General features: G+C 58.4%; 20 protein-coding genes. 13 read left to right on the top strand and 7 right to left on the bottom strand.

Annotated features, from left to right (window positions below; translation table 11 throughout):
- The first annotated feature begins 58 nt into the window (after positions 1-58).
- Complete coding sequence (locus PY649_RS12200; RefSeq protein WP_285868655.1) at positions 59-616, top strand: hypothetical protein; 558 nt, start codon at positions 59-61, stop codon at positions 614-616.
- An 11-nt stretch (positions 617-627) separates the two neighbouring features.
- Here the strand turns inward: PY649_RS12200 and PY649_RS12195 are convergent, their stop codons facing one another.
- The 3 genes from PY649_RS12195 to PY649_RS12185 form a co-directional block, all read right to left on the bottom strand.
- On the bottom strand, positions 628-1191 hold the full coding sequence (locus PY649_RS12195; RefSeq protein ID WP_285868654.1) for a TetR/AcrR family transcriptional regulator: 564 nt from the start codon (positions 1189-1191) through the stop codon (positions 628-630).
- A gap of 111 nt (positions 1192-1302) precedes the next feature.
- Positions 1303-1767 (bottom strand): nuclear transport factor 2 family protein, encoded by a 465-nt coding sequence (locus PY649_RS12190; protein ID WP_285868652.1) that lies wholly within the window; start codon positions 1765-1767, stop codon positions 1303-1305.
- 82 nt (positions 1768-1849) lie between these two features.
- A complete protein-coding gene (locus PY649_RS12185; protein WP_285868651.1) occupies positions 1850-2713 on the bottom strand; it encodes a DMT family transporter in 864 nt (287 codons plus the stop codon).
- Between the two features lie 106 nt (positions 2714-2819).
- Here PY649_RS12185 and PY649_RS12180 point away from each other — a divergent pair, with 106 nt between their 5' ends.
- Positions 2820-4241, top strand: a complete 1422-nt coding sequence (locus PY649_RS12180; RefSeq protein WP_285868648.1) for an aminotransferase-like domain-containing protein — start codon at positions 2820-2822, stop codon at positions 4239-4241.
- Positions 4242-4312: 71 nt separating this feature from the next.
- Here PY649_RS12180 and PY649_RS12175 read toward each other — a convergent pair whose 3' ends face one another.
- The 3 genes from PY649_RS12175 to PY649_RS12165 form a co-directional block, all read right to left on the bottom strand.
- Positions 4313-4621 (bottom strand): hypothetical protein, encoded by a 309-nt coding sequence (locus tag PY649_RS12175; protein WP_285868646.1) that lies wholly within the window; start codon positions 4619-4621, stop codon positions 4313-4315.
- Positions 4622-4632: 11 nt separating this feature from the next.
- Entirely contained in the window at positions 4633-5712 is a 1080-nt protein-coding gene (locus PY649_RS12170) for a hypothetical protein (RefSeq protein ID WP_285868644.1), read from the bottom strand.
- Between the two features lie 298 nt (positions 5713-6010).
- Positions 6011-6295: a hypothetical protein gene (locus PY649_RS12165; RefSeq protein WP_285868643.1), complete on the bottom strand. Its 285-nt coding sequence runs from the start codon at positions 6293-6295 to the stop codon at positions 6011-6013.
- A gap of 239 nt (positions 6296-6534) precedes the next feature.
- Between PY649_RS12165 and PY649_RS12160 the strand changes: the two genes are divergently transcribed.
- The 11 genes from PY649_RS12160 to PY649_RS12110 all read left to right on the top strand — a co-directional run bounded on the left by PY649_RS12160 (position 6535) and on the right by PY649_RS12110 (position 16676).
- Positions 6535-7191: a response regulator transcription factor gene (locus PY649_RS12160; protein WP_285868642.1), complete on the top strand. Its 657-nt coding sequence runs from the start codon at positions 6535-6537 to the stop codon at positions 7189-7191.
- Complete coding sequence (locus tag PY649_RS12155) at positions 7188-8567, top strand: sensor histidine kinase (protein ID WP_285868640.1); 1380 nt, start codon at positions 7188-7190, stop codon at positions 8565-8567. Before PY649_RS12160 ends, PY649_RS12155 begins: the two co-directional genes overlap by 4 nt.
- Positions 8568-8669: 102 nt before the next feature.
- On the top strand, positions 8670-9353 hold the full coding sequence (locus tag PY649_RS12150; RefSeq protein ID WP_285868638.1) for an MtnX-like HAD-IB family phosphatase: 684 nt from the start codon (positions 8670-8672) through the stop codon (positions 9351-9353).
- Between the two features lie 19 nt (positions 9354-9372).
- Positions 9373-10794, top strand: a complete 1422-nt coding sequence (locus PY649_RS12145; RefSeq protein WP_285868636.1) for an aspartate aminotransferase family protein — start codon at positions 9373-9375, stop codon at positions 10792-10794.
- Positions 10795-10798: 4 nt separating this feature from the next.
- Positions 10799-11752, top strand: coding sequence for an arginase family protein (locus tag PY649_RS12140; RefSeq protein WP_285868635.1), 954 nt, complete (start codon positions 10799-10801; stop codon positions 11750-11752).
- Positions 11749-12102: a DMT family transporter gene (locus tag PY649_RS12135; RefSeq protein WP_285868634.1), complete on the top strand. Its 354-nt coding sequence runs from the start codon at positions 11749-11751 to the stop codon at positions 12100-12102. The genes PY649_RS12140 and PY649_RS12135 overlap by 4 nt, the downstream gene beginning before the upstream one ends.
- A complete protein-coding gene (locus PY649_RS12130) occupies positions 12099-12974 on the top strand; it encodes a fatty acid desaturase family protein (RefSeq protein WP_285868633.1) in 876 nt (291 codons plus the stop codon). Before PY649_RS12135 ends, PY649_RS12130 begins: the two co-directional genes overlap by 4 nt.
- Positions 12961-13782: an alpha/beta hydrolase gene (locus tag PY649_RS12125; protein WP_285868632.1), complete on the top strand. Its 822-nt coding sequence runs from the start codon at positions 12961-12963 to the stop codon at positions 13780-13782. Before PY649_RS12130 ends, PY649_RS12125 begins: the two co-directional genes overlap by 14 nt.
- Entirely contained in the window at positions 13763-14911 is a 1149-nt protein-coding gene (locus tag PY649_RS12120; RefSeq protein WP_285868631.1) for a GNAT family N-acetyltransferase, read from the top strand. The genes PY649_RS12125 and PY649_RS12120 overlap by 20 nt, the downstream gene beginning before the upstream one ends.
- Positions 14908-15336, top strand: a complete 429-nt coding sequence (locus PY649_RS12115; RefSeq protein WP_285868630.1) for an EamA family transporter — start codon at positions 14908-14910, stop codon at positions 15334-15336. Before PY649_RS12120 ends, PY649_RS12115 begins: the two co-directional genes overlap by 4 nt.
- Complete coding sequence (locus tag PY649_RS12110) at positions 15336-16676, top strand: SAM-dependent methyltransferase (protein WP_285868629.1); 1341 nt, start codon at positions 15336-15338, stop codon at positions 16674-16676. Before PY649_RS12115 ends, PY649_RS12110 begins: the two co-directional genes overlap by 1 nt.
- On the opposite strand, the gene PY649_RS12105 is transcribed toward PY649_RS12110, so the two are convergent.
- Entirely contained in the window at positions 16617-17408 is a 792-nt protein-coding gene (locus PY649_RS12105) for a MipA/OmpV family protein (protein WP_285868628.1), read from the bottom strand. The two genes, PY649_RS12110 and PY649_RS12105, sit on opposite strands and share 60 nt — an antisense overlap.
- Between the last annotated feature and the right edge of the window lie 78 nt (positions 17409-17486).

Here is a 17486-nt window from a genome sequence, read left to right as displayed (position 1 = left end):
ATATTGGCGCGAACGAGGTTTTCGTTGCGCTCCACCCATTCAGCGAACGGATAAACCAATGAGCCTTCTCCTTGCGTTTCTGCCTTTCATCGTGTTTGCGGTCGCGGACCGATTCGTTGGCCCAACCGAGGCGCTGCTGCTGGCCGCGCTCGTCTCGTTCGTTCTCTTGCTGCGCGATTGGTTCATTCTCGGCAAGGCGGCGAAGATTCTGGACATCGGTACGACAATTCTCTTCACTGGCCTCGCCCTTTACGCTCTGCTGGGCGGCGGTCTCATGGGATCGATTTTCGCTGTTCGTCTGGCAGTCGATGCGGGGCTGTTTGTAATCGTCCTGATATCCATCCTGATTCGGCGCCCGTTCACGCTGCAATATGCCCGCGAACAGGTGGCGCGCGAATTATGGGACAGCTCTGTCTTCATCAGGACGAACTATGTGATCACCTCGGTCTGGGCAGTCGCCTTCGCAGTGATGGCAGCCGCGGATGCGGTCTTGCTCTATGCGCCTGAGGTACCGGTCCAGGTGGGAATAGTCGCAACTATCGTTGCGCTTGTCGCCGCGATCCGGTTTACGGGGTGGTATCCGGAAAAAATACGTCAGCGGTCGGCAGAACGATAAGCGACATCGGCTTACTGCAGCCTGGTTTCTACCCGCTTCCTCAACCTTTGAAGCATCCGCCCAAAAATCTCATCATCCTGGAGCGCTCTGGTCAGCGTCAGTGCGCCCTGAATGCCGACAACAGCTTCTTCGGCGAGCTCATGCGCCTCTGACGCTTCGACGCCGGCCCTCATCATTGCGCCGGCAAGCGCTTCGATCCAACGTTTGAAATAGCCCTCGATCGCGCTTGGGAAACGGTCCCGCGTTTCGTCCAGCGCAAAGGCGCCGATGAGGCAGACACGGCGGCCGGAGCGGAAATAGGCGTCTGTCCTATCCCACATACGGGCAACGGCGGCGCGCGGTTCGTCCTCTTCGAGCGGCTTGAATATTTCGTTGACGAACCAGGCGTCGATATTGGCCATAATCTCTGCGGCCATCTCTTCCTTTCCGCCGGGGAAGAAATGATAGAGGCTGCCTTTCGACAGTTTGGTGCGCGCCGTGATGTTGCTCATCGACGCGCCCTCGTAGCCGAGTTCGCGAAAGACCTCGGCGACGAGGGTTATGGCGTCCGATTTTTCGAAGATGGTGCGTGTCATGGTCTCGTGTCTTAGAGCGGTTCAACTTTTCACGGAAAGGCAGTACCGCTCTATCTCTTGGTTTTTACAATCCCGGACGGAAAACCGCTTCGCAGTATTCCTCGAATTGTTCTAGAGGCCGAGTTCGGAAAGCCCCGGATGATCGTCCGGACGGCGGCCGAGCGGCCAATGGAATTTGCGGTCCTCTTCCTTGATCGGCATGTCGTTGATCGAGGCGAAGCGGCGCTGCATCAGCCCTTCGGCATCGAATTCCCAGTTCTCATTGCCATAGGAGCGGTACCACTGGCCGCTGTCGTCGTGCCATTCATAGGCGAAACGCACGGCGATGTGGTTGCCGTCGAAAGCCCATAGCTCCTTGATCAACCGATATTCCAGCTCTCTGGCCCATTTGCGAGTGAGGAGTTCGACGATTTCCTTGCGGCCGCGCGGGAATTCGGCGCGATTACGCCACTGGCTGTCTACGGTGTAGGCCTTCGAGACACGCTCGGGATCGCGGCTATTCCAGCCGTCTTCGGCCAGACGAGCTTTGGCGATAGCGGTTTCGCGGGTGAACGGCGGTACGAGTGGGGTGGTCATGATTTGCTCCTTTGTGAACTGATAAGTTAAGACTAGACCGATTGGTTTAGAAGCGCAAGAGCCTTGCGCTTTTTTTGAGCGGCTATCGCGCGAATTTTTTTGCACCCACCACGCAGGCAATAACGCCAATGGTCACCAAAAACATGGACCAGCTGACGCTCTCTTTCAGCAGCGTGGCGGCGAGCGCGAGGCCAAAGAAGGGTTGCAGCAACTGCAACTGCCCGACCGCGGCAATGCCGCCCTGCGCCAGTCCGCGGTACCAGAAGATGAAGCCGATCAGCATGCTGAAGAGCGAGACATAGATCAGGCCGATCCAGGCCGGCTCTCCGATGCCGCCAATCGCCTGCGGCATGGTGTAGAGGCAAAGCGCGATCATAACCGGCAGCGACAGCACCAGCGCCCAAGAAATAACCTGCCAGCCGCCGAGCCGGCGCGACAGCACCGCCCCCTCGGCATAGCCAAGGCCGCAGACGAGAATTGCTGCCAGCATCAGCAGATCGCCGACCGGCGAGGCTGAAATGCCCTGTGCAAGGGCATAACCGCAGACGATGGCACTACCGATGGCAGAAAATATCCAGAAGGCCGGCCGCGGCCGTTCGCCGCCGCGGAGTACGCCGAATATGGCGGTAGCAAGCGGCAGCAATCCAATGAAGACGATCGAATGGGCCGAAGTGACATGCTTGAGTGCCAGAGCCGTCAGCAGCGGAAAGCCGACGACGCAGCCGAGCGCCACAATGGCAAGCGGGATGATATCGCCGCGACCGGGTCGCTTCTCCTGAAAGGCAAGCAGCAGGCACAGCGCCAGGATGCCGGCGATCGCGGCACGGGCGACCGTCAGGAAGACGGGATCGAAATCCATCACCGCCACCCGCGTTGCCGGCAACGAGCCGCTGAAAATCAGCACGCCCATCAGTCCGTAGATCCACCCGCCCGTCGTCTTATCCATGTACATGCTCCAAGTTTGTTAGCCGGTATCGGCGAAGCCGGCTGGTCATTCCAGAGACGGTGCAGTACAATTTCTGCAAACTGTTATGGTATGGGGTGCAGTACGGATGGACGATGTGATCGCAACGCGCGGGATCAGCGGCACGCTCATCGAAAGCGTGATGGCGGCGATTGCTGATCGCATTGCGGCGCGCAGCTTAGCACCGGGGGCACGGCTTCCGTCGGTGCGCAGCTTCGCCGGGACGATGCGGGTCTCGGTGTCCACCGTGGTCGAAGCCTATGAGCGGCTGGCGGCCGAGGGCGTGATCCGCTCGCGGCCCGGTTCCGGTTTTTATGTCTGCGGGCCGCTCGCACCGCTTTCCCTGTCGGAGATCGGCCCCAAGCTGGAGCGCGATGTCGATCCGCTTTGGATTTCACGGCAATCTCTGGAGGTGGGAGACGACGCGCTGATGCCCGGTTGCGGCTGGCTTCCGCCCTCCTGGATGCCGGAAGCGGCGTTGCGTCGTGCGATGCGAACCCTGGCGCGGGCAGGCGAGAGCAGCATTCTCACCAATTATGGGACGCCGCTCGGTCTGCCGCCGTTGCGGCAGCTTCTGGCAAGGCGCATGGGCGAGCACGGTATTGCCGCATCGCCCGATCACATCATGTTGACGGAATCCGGTACGCAGGCGATCGATCTTCTCTGCCGGTTCCTGCTCGAACCCGGCGATACCGTACTGGTGGACGATCCCTGTTATTTCAATTTCCATGCCCTCTTGCGGGCGCACCGGGCCAATATTGTCGGCGTGCCTTTCACGCCGACGGGACCGGATGTCGAGCTGTTCGGCCAGGCGCTCGAAAGGCACGCTCCGCGCCTCTACATCACCAATTCCGGCGTTCACAACCCGACGGGTGGCGTGTTATCGCCCGTGACAGCGCATCGCCTGCTGAAGCTGGCGGACGCCTCCAACTTGATCATTATCGAAGACGACATTTTTGCCGATTTCGAGTACACGCCGGCGCCGCGGCTCGCCGCTTATGACGGCCTCGACCGCGTGATCCATATCGGCAGCTTCTCGAAGACATTGTCGGCCTCGGTGCGCTGCGGCTTCATCGCCGCGCGGCGGGACTGGATCGACGGCCTTGTCGATTTGAAGACCGCCACCAGCTTCAGCGGCGGCCAACTGACGGCTGAGCTATTGTTTTCGGCGCTGAAGGATGGCAGCTATCGCAAGCATATCGATGCGCTGCAGGTTCGGCTTGCCAAGGCCATGAGCGAAACTATTTCTCGATTGGAGACAATCGGCATAACGCCGTGGCTCAGGCCGCAGGCCGGCATGTTCCTCTGGTGCCGGCTGCCGGAAGGTCTCGACGCCGCCGAAGTCGCCCGCACTTGTCTAGCCAAGGGCGTCATCCTCGCTCCCGGCAACGCCTTCAGCCAAAACGAAACGGCCGGCGGCTTCATGCGCTTCAATGTCGCGCAATCGACGGATGTCCGCATTTTCGACGTGCTGGCGGCGTCGATGCGGGCATTGGGCGCGAGGATCTAACTCCCTAGCTCGGAGGCAAGGCGTGACGCGGAGAAGATGCGATAAACACTCCCCGTCGCCGGTGGTCGCGATCACATCACTCCTTTGTTTCGGTCTATATGGGCATTCAGTTTCTTGTTGAGATCGTATTTGTCAGGACCGAGATTGTCCCGACGTGCGGCGGCAGCAATTCCGGCGTGCGGCGTAAAAGGCCCGCTTTTTTTGTTAATGACCACGCACAAGTAGTCTTGAGGCTTACAATCTGCTGGCTTTGGCTTTGGTGAATCTGGCTGTTTTTCTGGTGCCGGCACCTGCGTCTGCGGCTGCAGCTGCGTCTGAGCCATCACCATTGTGGATCCGCTCAGCATTAGAAACGTCATCAAATGAAGACGGGTAACCATGGCATCTCTCCTCAAGGATTGGGGTCGATTGCGAAAGATACGGATCGGAAACCGAAGGCGAGGGGTTTCGCGAATGTCTGCCTGTTTGCGATTGTGGCGCCATTTTGCGCCGCGTAGCGCATAAACTCAGAGGAAAGGGGGACCGGCGGCGGATCCTTGTCGACATCGGCGGCGGCATCCGACTTGGCGGTGGTATCCTTCCCTGGGCTCTGATCCTCCCCATTGTTCTTGGCGGCCCCTTTGTGCGGGGATGACTTTGAAACCGAGTAGCGCACGCCGTCGGCTGCTCCCGTCGCAACATCAATCTGTCGCGTCAGATAAACCTGGCTGACGAGCTTGATGGTCAGGTTGAAGATGAATTTTCCCTGATATTTGGCATCGATGTCGCGGCCGAACACGAATTCGAATATTTTCCGAGCATAGTGGTCGCCGCACAATTTTTCGGTCGCCTCGTCGGCGCAATATTGCCCTAGGGCGGATAAGGCGTCGAGAACCGGAACCGAATAGGTCTCGGCCTTTGAGATCGTGATGTCCTCGACCGTGGAGGTATCGCGCCCGAGCGCAAAGAGATTATAGCGCGTACCGCTGTTCAGCTTGCGTCGGATCGAAACGCCGGGAAACGAGATTTCCGACAGAGAAACGAGGTTGGCATCGGACGTGTTTGAGAGTTCGACGTTCGATTGATCGCTGTCGGCGTTACCTGTCGCCACCAGCTTGGTCACGGCGAAACGAGGGGTCTGGTCGCGGCCATTGATTTTCGCGCGAAGATCGACATGGCCGATCTTGAAGCCTTTGCCTTCGAAAACCTCGGACGGATAATCAGGAACGGGCGCTTCTTTGGATCGTGTCGCTACGATGTAGATGTCGCCGACGAAGAAATCTTCCTGAGGAGGATAAAGCGGCTCCATGCCGAGCCGATCGATGGCCTTGTTCCAGGCCAAGGCGACGTTGCTCTCAATGTCGGATGTGTCATCTTCCCACGGGCGAACGACAATAAGAATAAATAGCGCGATAACACAGATCGCGAGCAGGCTGCGCCAGACGATCCGGCTTGCTATGAATTGCTTGATCCTCTCCGAAACCTTCGTCATCGGAACCACCAATCCGTGGTAGCGCGTAATCCCTCATTTGCCGCCTCGCGCCGGTTGCGTTCTCGCTTAACGATCGCCTCCACTCAGGATTCCCTCTCAGCATGAACAGAGACAATTTATTTGTGCTGCATCATGTTAAGATGGCTCAATAATGAAGGAATTAATACATAATGATTACAAGCTTATCGTCTAACTAGACGTTTTTGATAATTAAGATCGTGCGTAGATTGCATTGATATACTTATGTGTCGGCCCACATCTGTCAAGTGAAAAGCTTTTTACACAATTCATCCAGGAGTTACTTGTGCAGCATCTTCAAGGCCTCGATGAAATAGCTGTCGGCTCCGGAAAAGTCGTTGGCCTTGCAACGCTTAAGAGCTTCAGCCACCAGCGCCTGCGCCCGCTTTCTGTCGGCGGCGCTGATCGCCGATGACTTCAACCCATTATTGATGCTGTCCACCATTTTCGCGCATGGCCCGGAATTGCTGTTTCCGGTGGTTGCGGTATTCGCGGCTAAGGCGGTGAACGAAAGGGCGAAAGTGATTGAGATAAGCGATGGAGCGACAAGAGCGAGCGTTTTCATGTCCCTGCATCCCTCAGCCCCGTTCGCAGTCTACGGATAAAACATGTAAGCCAAACGTCTCAGGATACCGTCGAATGCGGGGAGAGAGATGAGAAAGACAATCGGACACTGTGAAGCAGCTCGGATACGCTCTTGCAGGTCTTGTTGGACCGAAACATTTCATTATACCTCTGCCACAAGGCCGCTTCAATTACGGTTCACATCGGCTCCACAATCCCCATTGACGAATGAGATCGACCGTGCGTGTTCTGCTTGTTGAAGACGACAATATTCTTGGATCATCCCTCAAGAAGGCGTTGGAGAAGCACGCTTACGGCGTCGATTGGATGCGGGACGGCGAGTCCGGCCTGGAAGCTGCGCAGCATTCGCATTTCGCGGCTGTCATCCTCGATATCAACCTCCCGCAGCTCAACGGCATGGAGGTGTTGAGGCATATTCGGCAGAGGGGCAATTCCGTGCCTGTCCTGTTGCTGACCGCGCTCGATGCCGTGCGCCAGAAAGTCGAGGGGCTCGACGAGGGCGCAGACGACTATCTGGTCAAGCCGTTCGATCTCGATGAGCTGCTGGCCCGCCTGCGCGCGCTAATCCGCCGTCGCGACGGGCGAACCGAAAGCCTCATCCGATGCGGCGATGTCGAGATCGATCCGTCGGCGATGGTTGCCCGCAAGGGGAGTGCGCAGGTTCATACCACCGCCAAGGAATTCCATTTGCTGAAACTGCTGATGGAGCGCAGCGGTCGATACGTGACCAAGAACGATATCGAATATGCGCTTTACGATGCCGACAACACGATCGAGAGCAACGCGATCGAAGTGACGATCTACAATCTGCGCAAGAAGCTCGGCACAGATTTCATAAAATCGATCCGTGGCGTTGGATACATGGTCGAGCGATGAACAACTCCACGCTAACCCGCAAACTCTTCTTCAGGATCGCGCCGGTCGTGGTGGTGACGATCGTGGTGATCGGTGCCTTCGCGTTCAACAGCGCAACGCGCGAGATCAACAATATTTACGATGCCCAGCTCATCGACGATGCCAACGTCATCTGGAGTCTGCTGCGCCGCCCGCTGGAAAGAACGCCGGATCACTCTCCGAAACAGATCGAAGACATCGACTTCAATATGGACAACCAGCTAGCCTTCAACGAGGACGCTGACGACTATGCCGACGCCCACATGTTTCGCGCCTGGGTGGACGGCCGCATTCGCTTCTACAGCAGCACGGCGTTCCAGTCCGACGTGCCGCAGCAGAAGGTCGGCTTCACCACGCTCAATTATAAGGGCGAGGAATGGCGGGTCTATTCGCTGCCGATTCCGAATACGACCATCGTCATGGAGATCGGCGAGAAGATCGCTCTTCGGGAAACGCTGGTTTCCAACATCCTGCTCAATCTCTTCTTTCCACTGCTCGTGCTGGTGCCGGTCATCGGCTTTCTCATCTGGCTCGGCATCAACAGCGGGTTGCGGACGATCCACGGGCTGGTGCGCCAGATCCGCACCCGCTCGCCCGACGATCTCTCCGCCATCCCCGTCGAAGGTCTGCCGCGGGACCTGTTGCCCCTCGGCCGCTCTATCAACCAGCTTCTCGACAAACTAGGTCATTCATTGACGCTTGAGCGGCGCTTCTCCGATCTTGCGGCGCATCAGTTGCGTACCCCGCAGGCCAGCGTGAAGCTGTTGCTGCAGATGCTGGGCAATAGCGACAGCGAGCAGGAACGACAGACGATCATCGCCGATCTCGTGGCCAGCAACAATCGCGCCATACATCTGATTGAGCAGCTGTTGCGACTGGCCAGAGTAAGCCATCATCCTCTTAATCCCATCCCCGTCCAGCTCTACCATTTGGTGGCATCGGTGCTGGCGGAATTCGGCAACATCATCACCAGCCGGCAGCTTGACGTCTCGCTCGACGGGGGTGAGACGGCGCAGGTCAAAACGGATGAATCACTGCTGCGCATGATGATCAGCAATCTTTTGGACAACGCCATCAAATACACGCCCGTCGGTGGCAGGATCGAAGTGGTGATCGCGTCCGAAAACGACCTGTGGCGAATCTCGATCAGCGACAGCGGGCCTGGTATTCCACCCGATGAACGCGCGGCGGTCTTTCAGCGGTTCTATCGGCTCGATACACTTCATACCGACGGCGCGGGCCTTGGTCTTGCGATTGTCGCCGATACTGCGGATCGTCTCGCCGCAACGATCGAGCTCTCGACGCCGCGCTGGGGAACGGGCCTGCGGGTCGATTTAAGGCTGTCGAAAAGCAGATAACCAACTTAGCCGCGTTTTTCATTTTCGCATCATCCTCCCCTCATGCCCGGCTCATCCGAAGTTGTTAGATGCAACTTAGGGATAAGGCGAAAGGGCATTTTCATGCAGGTGTTTTGCGATTTTGATGGAACCATATCCATCGAAGACGCGACGGATATGGTGTTGTCCCGTTTCGCCGGTTCCGAATGGGAAGACATAGAACAGCAGTGGAAACAGGGGCTGATCGGGTCGGCAGAATGTATGCGCCGGCAGATCGCCCTCGTCCAGGCGAGCCGGGCGGATCTCGACGCGCTCCTGAACACCGTGTCCATCGACCCCGGCTTCCAGGATTTCCTGTCCTATTGCAATCACAGTGATCTGCCCGTGACGATCGTCAGCGATGGTGTCGATTACTTCATTCGTTACATCCTGGCGCGCCACGGCATCGAAGACCTGCCGATTATCGCCAACATCCTCACCCATCGCTTCGTCCATGGCCGAGAGTCGTATTCTCTTTCCCCGTCGTCCACGACAGCCGGCTGCATGTCCGGTTCAGGCGTCTGCAAGTGCCTGGTTGTCAAAAGCGCCGAACTGCAGATCTACATTGGTGATGGACGAAGCGATTTCTGCGTTGCCGACAAGGTCGACCTCGTCTTCGCAAAAGACAAGCTCGCCGATTATTGCGTCGACCGCGGCATTCCTTTTGTCGGGTTCGAAGATTTCACCGACCTGCTTCCAAAGATGAAAGCAATCCTCCCCAGCGCCGCACGGGGACACCGCGCGCTGCTGCATTCCAAGATCGCATGAACAGACCGAGAGGCATTTAATGAAAACCAATGTAGCCGAAGCCTTCAGTGGCGAGATGCAATCGCCCGTCAGATCTGAGGCAGAGTTGCGTATCCTCGAGGAAGCCTATTGCTCCCATGGCGATACGGTCCACTACACGGCAAAACCGAAATTCTTCGAGGAATGCGACGGTTCCTACGTTTACGACCGGGCAGGAACACCGTTCCTCGATCTGCAGATGTGGTATTCGGCCGTCAATTTCGGCTATCGCAACGAACGCCTGAATGCCGCCGCGCACCGTCAGCTCGACCGGCTGCCGCAGGTCGCATCGCAATATCTGCATCGCGAAAAGGTGGAACTGGCAGCGATGATCGCCCAGGACGCCGAACGCAAGTTCGGGCGCAAGGGTCGGGTTCATTTCAATGTCGGCGGCTCGCAGGCCGTCGAGGATTCCTTGAAGCTGGTGCGTAACTTTACCGGCGGCAAGAGCCTGATGTTCGCCTTCGAGGGCGGTTATCATGGCCGCACGCTCGGTGCCTCGGCGATCACGTCGAGCTACCGCTATCGCCGCCGTTACGGCCACTTCGGGGATCGGGCGCAGTTCGTCGAGTTCCCCTATCATTTCCGCGGTCCGAAGGGCATGTCGAAGGAGGAATACGGACACTATTGCGTCCAGAAGTTCGCCCGCCTGTTCGAGAGCGAATATAACGGCGTCTGGGACCCGAAGGCCGAGAAGTCCGAATATGCCGCCTTTTACATCGAGCCGATCCAAGGCACCGGCGGCTACGTCATTCCGCCGATGAATTTCTTCATCGAACTCAAGAAGGTGCTGGACGATCACGGCATCCTGCTCGTCGTCGACGAAATCCAGATGGGCGTCTACCGCACCGGCAAGCTCTGGTCGATCGAGCATTTCGGCGTTTCACCCGATGCTCTCGTCTTCGGCAAGGCGATCACCAATGGGCTCAATCCGCTTTCAGGCGTCTGGGCGAAAGAAGAGATGATCAATCCGACGATCTTCCCGCCTGGCTCGACACATTCCACCTTCGCCAGCAACCCGATGGGGACCGCCGTGGCTCTCGAAACCATGAAGATGTTGGAAGAGGAGGATTTCGGCGCGGCCATCATGGCCAAGGGCGCCTATTTCCTCGATGGGTTGAAACAATTGCAAAAGCGCCATGCCATCGTCGGCGAAGTCGACGGTCTGGGCCTAGCCCTACGGATGGAGATCTGCAAGGACGACAGCTACACGCCGGACAAGGCCACGATGGATTGGCTTTGCGACGAAGGCATGAAGGGCGATCTGCAGGTCGGCGCCAAAATGTACGGCCTCGTGCTCGATGTCGGCGGCTACCACAAGAACGTCATTACCTTTGCGCCCAACCTGCTGATCACCCGCGAGGAAATCGATCTGGCGATTGCCCTGCTCGATCAGCTTCTCACGCGCGCGGCTCGGAGATAAGGCGGTGCAACTCCTTCTTCTTCATCTCGATGATGCGTTGGAGTTGCAGCCGGATTTCGTGCGCGCCTGCAAACTTGCGGGCGCGTGCCAGCATGTCGACAAGGGAACCGGCACCGCGGTCCGGCTCTGGAGCAACCAGAAGGCACTTGCCGAACTCGGCCGCAATATCGTCAGAAGCACTCCCGCAGCCGGCAAGGATCCGCAGCTCTGTTTCATGGGCTCGGGCGACTTTCATCATGTGACGGCACTGCTTCTTGACGGGGCTCTGGAGCGGCAATCCGCTTCCGCAACGCTTATTCATTTCGACAATCATCCGGACTGGGTCACCTTCAAGGGTGGCATGCATTGCGGATCCTGGGTCAACAGCGCACTCGCTCATCCGAATATCCAGAAGGTCATCACCATCGGTGTTTGCAGCCGGGACCTTCGCAGCCCGGAGCGCAAGGGAGCCAATCTGCATTGGCTCGGCGACGGCAAGCTCGAACTCTACCCCTATCAACACGCTCCGAGCCGTGTGCTGGCCGATTATGGCAGCGGCGCCAGCTACCGGCAGGAGAAGGGGGCATTGCACTGGAAATCCATTGCCGAGATCGGCGAGGAAAATTTCATCGACCAGATGCTGAGTCGAATTCGCACCGAGGCGGTCTACGTGACGATCGACAAGGACGTCTTGGCCGCAGACGACGCCGTGACGAACTGGGACCAAGGTCAGATGCGGCTACCCTATCTGCTGGCGTTGATCAGCGAGATCGGCAGCCGCCATCGCATCATTGGCGCCGATGTCATCGGTGACTACTCCGCCCCGATCTATGCCGGCGATTTGAGGACCCGGCTTTTGAAAAAGGCGGAGATTTTTATCGATCAGCCACATGTCCGGCCGAAGCCCGAAACAACCAGGAACATCAACAGTGCCGCAAATCACGCGTTGTTGGAGGTCCTGGCGGAGTACATGGCATGAGCGGCAGTCTGACCCTTCCGATGCTTGCACTGATCCTTTTCTGCGTGCTGGCAGAAACGGCACGCGAGGTCTGTTTCAAGCAGGCGGCAAACGAAAACGCATTGCTCTCGGCGCTGGCCAAGCCTGTCATCTGGCTAGGCATCGTCTTCTGGGCCGTGGAACTGCTGGCCTGGACCGCCGTGCTTGAGCACGTGCCCCTATCCATTGCCTTTCCGCTCATGGCGCTGAGCTATGTCGTCATCGTCTTGGCCGGAGCCCTGATCTTCAAGGAAAACATTAACCTCCGCCACGCAACGGGCGTCTTTCTCGTGACCGCCGGCGTGGCCTGTGTGGGAGTAACCGGACTATGAAAATTTTTGCGCACACCAGATGGGATGCCGCACCGGTTCTGGCCGCTGTGGCGCATCTCGCTTTCGACGTTTATCTGATCGTAGGTTTCGCGAGCCGACCCCTGTGGCTTTCCGCTGTCCTCGGCTGCCTGTACGCCGTATCGATCTCGTGGAACATCAACAGCATATCCCATAATTTCATCCACACGCCCTATTTCAAGCCGCGTTGGATGAACTACGCGTTCAGCCTGCTGGAATCGGCCGCAATCGGCTTTTCGCAGACCTACTATCATTGGGTGCATATGCGCCATCACTCCGGCAACAGCGACCGGCCGGACGAAAAGGGCGATACGATCGATCTCCTGTCGATCTACCGCCACGGCCGCAACGGCGAACCGGAAAATGTGTGGTCCTACACGCTTCTGAGCTTCTTTCGCGACAGCCTCGGCGACATTCACAAGGCCATTGCCCGTAATCGCCCTTTCGACGCGAAATGGGGCCGGTTCGAACTCTTCTTCTTCCTGGGGCTTGCCGCGATTGCGCTGATCTATGACTGGAAGGCCGTGCTGTTCTTCGTGCCCTTCTATTATTTCGGCAACTGCCTGTCGTCGCTCAACGGCTACTACGAGCATCTGCACGGCGACCCGGACGAGCCGATCGCCTGGGGCGTCAGCAGCTACAAAGCATTCTATAACTGGCTGTGGTTCGGCAACGGCTATCATGCCGAGCACCATTATCGGCCGCGGACCCACTGGACGAAACTGCACACGCTGCACGAACAGATCAGGGAAGAGCAGGAAAAGGGCGGCACGCACGTCATCAGTACCTGCCATGCGCTTGGTTTCATGGCCAAGGAAAACCGGCAGGCGGAGCTGTCTCATGAAGTTAGATGATGGGTTGAGCTTCTTTTGGGAAGGCTCAAACGGAAAAGGCGTCCTGCTGATTCATGGGCTGACCGGGGCCCCGGCTGAAATGAAGCTGGTCGCCCGCCATCTCCATCGCAGGGGCTACAGTGTCTATGCACCGCTTCTAGCCGGCCATGGGGTCGACGCCCGTACCCTTCGGCGGTCGCGGTGGGAGGACTGGCTGGAAAGCGTCGAGCGGGCTTCGGATTTCCTTGCGAAGCGAACGCAGCAGGTCTTTGCGGCCGGTATCTGCGTCGGCGGCAAGCTTTCCATACTGGCGGCAGAAAGACGTCCGGAGACGATCAGTGCCGTCGCCATCTATTCCCCCTGCTTTCATTATGACGGCTGGGATGTCCCGTTCTATTATCCGTTGCTGTCGTCGCAAATCGGCTGGCTTTGCCGCATTCCTTTAATCGACCGTCTCAATTTTCGCGAAACCGCATCCCTCGGGATCAAGGACGATCGGCTGCGCCGGCTGGTCGAGGCCATGGGAGGGGAGGGCGTTCTCGAGAAATTCCCCGGAAGGGGGCTCGTCGAGATGCATCGGCTGGGCAAGACTCTCAGAGATAAGTTGCCGCAGATCAGAACGCCCACGCTGATTCTGCACGCCGAGGACGACGACCTCAGCAATCCCAGGCATGCACGCTATATTTCCGACCATATAGGCGGCCCGCACGAGCTCATATGGATCAAGGACAGTTACCACATGATCCATGTCGACCGTCAGCATCGGCAGGTGGCGAATTTCACCGCGGATTTCTTCGAGGCGACGAGCCATGTTGCAGCTGTCGCCTAATCCTTCGCTGGCGCCAGCGCGCGATCCGGTTGCCGAGGTGCATTTCAGCATCCGCGCCATCGGACGCGATGCCTGGAACGCGTGCTTTCACGATCAGGTCGAGGACTATGATTGCCTGCTGGCCATCGAGGAGGCCGGCATCGCCGGTTTCGAATGGCGCTACATTACCGTCGTGGAAGACGGACGGGTCAGCGCCGCGATGCCGGCTTTCCTCTGCCCCTATGCCTTGGACACGACACTGGAAGACGGTTTTCTGCGAAAGGTGGTGCGTCGCATACGGCAGCGCTTCCCGGGTTTCCTGACGCTGCGCCTCGCCTGTCTCGGTTCACCCTGCACGGAAACCGGCACGGTCGGCTTTCACCCCGATGTGCCGCTGGAACGCCGCGAGGCGCTGTTTGCGACCCTGTTGTCATTCTTCGAACAGCTTGCGGCGACGGAAGACTGCGCGCTGATGGGCCTCAAGGATATTCCTCAGCCGATTGCAGCCGAACTCGACGGCCCGCTCTCGGCCCGTCGCTACGCGATGATCGGCGGCCTGCCGACCGCCTGGCTCGACATCGATTTCAAGTCGATCGACGAATATCTCGCCCGGCTTTCCTCGGGGACGCGCAAGGACATGCGCCGCAAGATGAAGTCCTTCCAGCAGGTCAGGGTCGAGATTCGAACGGATTTCGGCGATTTCCTGCCGGAGGTCGTGGCGCTCTACCATGACACCCGCAATCGCAGCGAATGGCAGTTCGAGGAGCTTACGGCCGAGTACTTCGAGGGAATCCTTTCCAGCATGCGCGGTCGCTCTTTCTGCGCCTTCTACTTCGTCGAGGACAGGTTGCTTGCCGCCAATTTGATCGTCCATGACGAACGCGTCGCCATCGACAAATTCTTCTGCATGGATGGCGAAGCGGGACGGCCGTACAATCTGTATTTCCTGAGTTGGTTCACCAATCTGCGCTATTGCCTGGAACACGGCATAGGCCGTTATCAGAGCGGCCAGGCCTATTATGAAAACAAGATACGGCTTGGCAGCAAGCTGACCGCCAACGCGATGTTCTTCCGCCATCGCAATCCCTTTCTTCAGAAAATACTGCGGCTGGCTTCCCCGCTGTTTTCAACAGACGAGGCAGGCCAATGATGTCGATGCGCTTATCCTGGTTGGCCGTCCCGGTGTTGAACACGCTGTACCAATTCTTCATCAAGCACGGGGCCGCGCAATTGGACGGCGCCGCCGGCGCGGACTGGCTATGGCAGGCGCTCGCATCGCACTGGATTCTGGCGGCGATCGCTGCCGAAATCCTCTGCTTCTTCATATGGATGAACGTGCTTTCCGAACTTGACCTGAGCCGGGCCTTTCCCCTTTCCGGCATCAGCTACGTGCTGATCATCGCGACCGGCTGGTTCGTCTTCGGCGAGCCGATCGTCGGCCTGCAGGTGGTCGGCAGCGGATTGATCCTGACGGGTGTCTGGCTGATCGCGGGCGCTGCCGGTGAAGGGGCACGCCAGGATGACTGGGACACGAAGCACAATTCTCTTCGCGTCGACACAGGTAAGGATAGGTAATGTCCCGATTGCAAGCTGAAGATCGTCGCCAAAACAAAGGCGCTGCTGTCGCGTCCAGCCTTTCGGACTGGAGCCTGAAACGCGCGCTTTCGCATATCGTGACGCGAGGATCGCTGACGGTGACGACGGCAGCCGGCCGCGTTCTGACATTCGGCGATGGCAGTGGTCAGCCGGTTCATGTCCGCTTTACCGATACGCGCGCGCAATGGGCCTTTCTGATCGACGCTGATCTCAGGCTCGGCGAGCTCTATATGGATGACCGTTTCCTTGTCGAACAAGGCTCGCTCTACGATTTTGTCGCGATGATGTTGCGGGAGGCGCAAAACAGCACGCATCCGTTCATTGCCCGCGTGATCGACCACATCCGGACGCGGCTGCGCATTTTCCGCCACCGCAATCTGCCGGGGCGCTCGAAGACCAACGTCGCGCATCACTACGATCTCGATGGCCGGCTCTACGAACTTTTTCTGGATGCGGACCGGCAATATTCCTGCGCCTATTTCGAGCATCCCGACCAGTCCCTCGAAGAGGCGCAGCTGGCCAAGAAAAGGCACCTGGCGGCCAAGCTGCTGATCGAGCCGGATCACAGCATTCTCGACATCGGTTGCGGCTGGGGTGGCCTTGCCCTGCATCTGGCCGAGCAGGCACCGGGCGGCTACGTGCTCGGCGTCACCCTGTCCGAAGAGCAGCACGAGTATGCGTCGAAACGGGTGCCCGCCAGCATCGATCGATCGAAGGGGGAAGTTCAGTTTGCGCTCAGGGACTACCGCAGCCTGACGGGCCATTTCGACAGGATCGTCTCGGTCGGCATGTTCGAGCATGTCGGCCTTGCATCCTATCGGACCTTCTTCCGCAAATGCGCCGAGTTGCTGGAAGATGACGGCATCATGGTGCTGCACACCATTGGCTGTGCGGCGACACCGGGCTTTACTACGCCCTGGCTCGACAAATACATCTTCCCCGGTGGCTATATTCCCGCGCTTTCGGAGATCGTTCCGGAAATAGAGGCCGCGGGATTGTCGGTTACCGATGTCGAGGTGTTGCGGCTGCACTACGCCTGGACCCTCGCCAACTGGCGCGAGCGTTTCATGGCGCGCTGGGCTGAGGTGGCGGAGCTCTATGACGAACGCTTCTGCCGCATGTGGGAATATTATCTTTCGACCGCGGAAGCTGCGTTCCGGTACGAAGACCTCGTTGTCTTCCAGATTCAGATGAGCAAGCGCAATGACGTCGTCCCGGTCACGCGGGATTACATCGCCCGGAACGAAGCACGCCGATCTCTAAAACCGGATGTCGAACGTTCTGTTGAGGGTAAAGCCGATAACGTTCTGGTTGGGTGAGCCGATTTGTGAGGTGATCGGGCTGTCGGCGGCGTCGCTTACCAGACGGCTGTACTTGTCGTAGAGCTGCACGCTCCAGGCGGGCGAGATCGTATAGGTCGCGGCCACCGTGAAGCCGACGGATTTGATGCCGCCGCTGGCGTCAAAGGCGCTGAGATGGCCATTCTTCGCCGACTCGCTCGCGGAAATTCCGAAATTATTGCGCATGTAGGCGGAGTTTGCCAGCGACAGGCGCGGCCCGGCGGACAGAAGCCATCTGTCTCCAACCGGCTGGAACCAATCGAGTGACAGATCGGCAAGAAGGCCATCGCCACCCCACAGCGCCTGGCGCACCTCCGCCCGCACCCGCAACTGATTTTCTATCGGCCAATATTGCGCGAATGCGCCCGCATCGAAATTCCAACGAACCCTGTGCAGGCCGTTGAGGTTAGAATCCTCAAATGCCGAGCGCCCACCCCTGAGACCGACGACGGGGCCGATTTCGATGCCGCCGAGGTCGAACAGGCCATAGTCGATGTTGTCGTCCGGGGCGCTGTAATCCTGAGTTTCGCCGAGGCGATGGACGTCAAAAGATGGCAGGCCGCTAAAGGAGAGATGCTTCGATCCCTCGTAGGAAGGCCCGTATTCGACCGTACCGCCAAGCGTCACGACCCAGGTGGTCGAGCCAGATTTCGCCGCCTCCTCCGCGAAGGCCGGAACCGCGGTGATCGCGGATGTTGCTGGCAGAACCATTCCCGTAAACGCCAAAAACCTGGCGAAGAAAGATGTCTTCACGCTGAACATTAAGCCAACACCCATCCCCGATCGCTG

Source organism: Rhizobium mayense (assembly GCF_030272705.1).
Taxonomy (GTDB): domain Bacteria; phylum Pseudomonadota; class Alphaproteobacteria; order Rhizobiales; family Rhizobiaceae; genus Rhizobium; species Rhizobium mayense.
This window is presented reverse-complemented; position numbering and strand designations above follow the sequence as displayed.

Coding starts and splice junctions, on each gene's coding strand:
- PY649_RS12180 (WP_285868648.1), top strand. CDS start 2,820: ATGGACGATGTGATCGCAACGCGCGGGATCAGCGGCACGCTCATCGAA.
- PY649_RS12175 (WP_285868646.1), bottom strand. CDS start 4,621: ATGGTTACCCGTCTTCATTTGATGACGTTTCTAATGCTGAGCGGATCC.
- PY649_RS12170 (WP_285868644.1), bottom strand. CDS start 5,712: ATGACGAAGGTTTCGGAGAGGATCAAGCAATTCATAGCAAGCCGGATC.
- PY649_RS12125 (WP_285868632.1), top strand. CDS start 12,961: ATGAAGTTAGATGATGGGTTGAGCTTCTTTTGGGAAGGCTCAAACGGA.
- PY649_RS12195 (WP_285868654.1), bottom strand. CDS start 1,191: ATGACACGCACCATCTTCGAAAAATCGGACGCCATAACCCTCGTCGCC.
- PY649_RS12105 (WP_285868628.1), bottom strand. CDS start 17,408: ATGGTTCTGCCAGCAACATCCGCGATCACCGCGGTTCCGGCCTTCGCG.
- PY649_RS12120 (WP_285868631.1), top strand. CDS start 13,763: ATGTTGCAGCTGTCGCCTAATCCTTCGCTGGCGCCAGCGCGCGATCCG.
- PY649_RS12130 (WP_285868633.1), top strand. CDS start 12,099: ATGAAAATTTTTGCGCACACCAGATGGGATGCCGCACCGGTTCTGGCC.
- PY649_RS12200 (WP_285868655.1), top strand. CDS start 59: ATGAGCCTTCTCCTTGCGTTTCTGCCTTTCATCGTGTTTGCGGTCGCG.
- PY649_RS12135 (WP_285868634.1), top strand. CDS start 11,749: ATGAGCGGCAGTCTGACCCTTCCGATGCTTGCACTGATCCTTTTCTGC.
- PY649_RS12185 (WP_285868651.1), bottom strand. CDS start 2,713: ATGGATAAGACGACGGGCGGGTGGATCTACGGACTGATGGGCGTGCTG.
- PY649_RS12115 (WP_285868630.1), top strand. CDS start 14,908: ATGATGTCGATGCGCTTATCCTGGTTGGCCGTCCCGGTGTTGAACACG.
- PY649_RS12150 (WP_285868638.1), top strand. CDS start 8,670: ATGCAGGTGTTTTGCGATTTTGATGGAACCATATCCATCGAAGACGCG.
- PY649_RS12110 (WP_285868629.1), top strand. CDS start 15,336: ATGTCCCGATTGCAAGCTGAAGATCGTCGCCAAAACAAAGGCGCTGCT.
- PY649_RS12190 (WP_285868652.1), bottom strand. CDS start 1,767: ATGACCACCCCACTCGTACCGCCGTTCACCCGCGAAACCGCTATCGCC.
- PY649_RS12165 (WP_285868643.1), bottom strand. CDS start 6,295: ATGAAAACGCTCGCTCTTGTCGCTCCATCGCTTATCTCAATCACTTTC.
- PY649_RS12145 (WP_285868636.1), top strand. CDS start 9,373: ATGAAAACCAATGTAGCCGAAGCCTTCAGTGGCGAGATGCAATCGCCC.
- PY649_RS12155 (WP_285868640.1), top strand. CDS start 7,188: ATGAACAACTCCACGCTAACCCGCAAACTCTTCTTCAGGATCGCGCCG.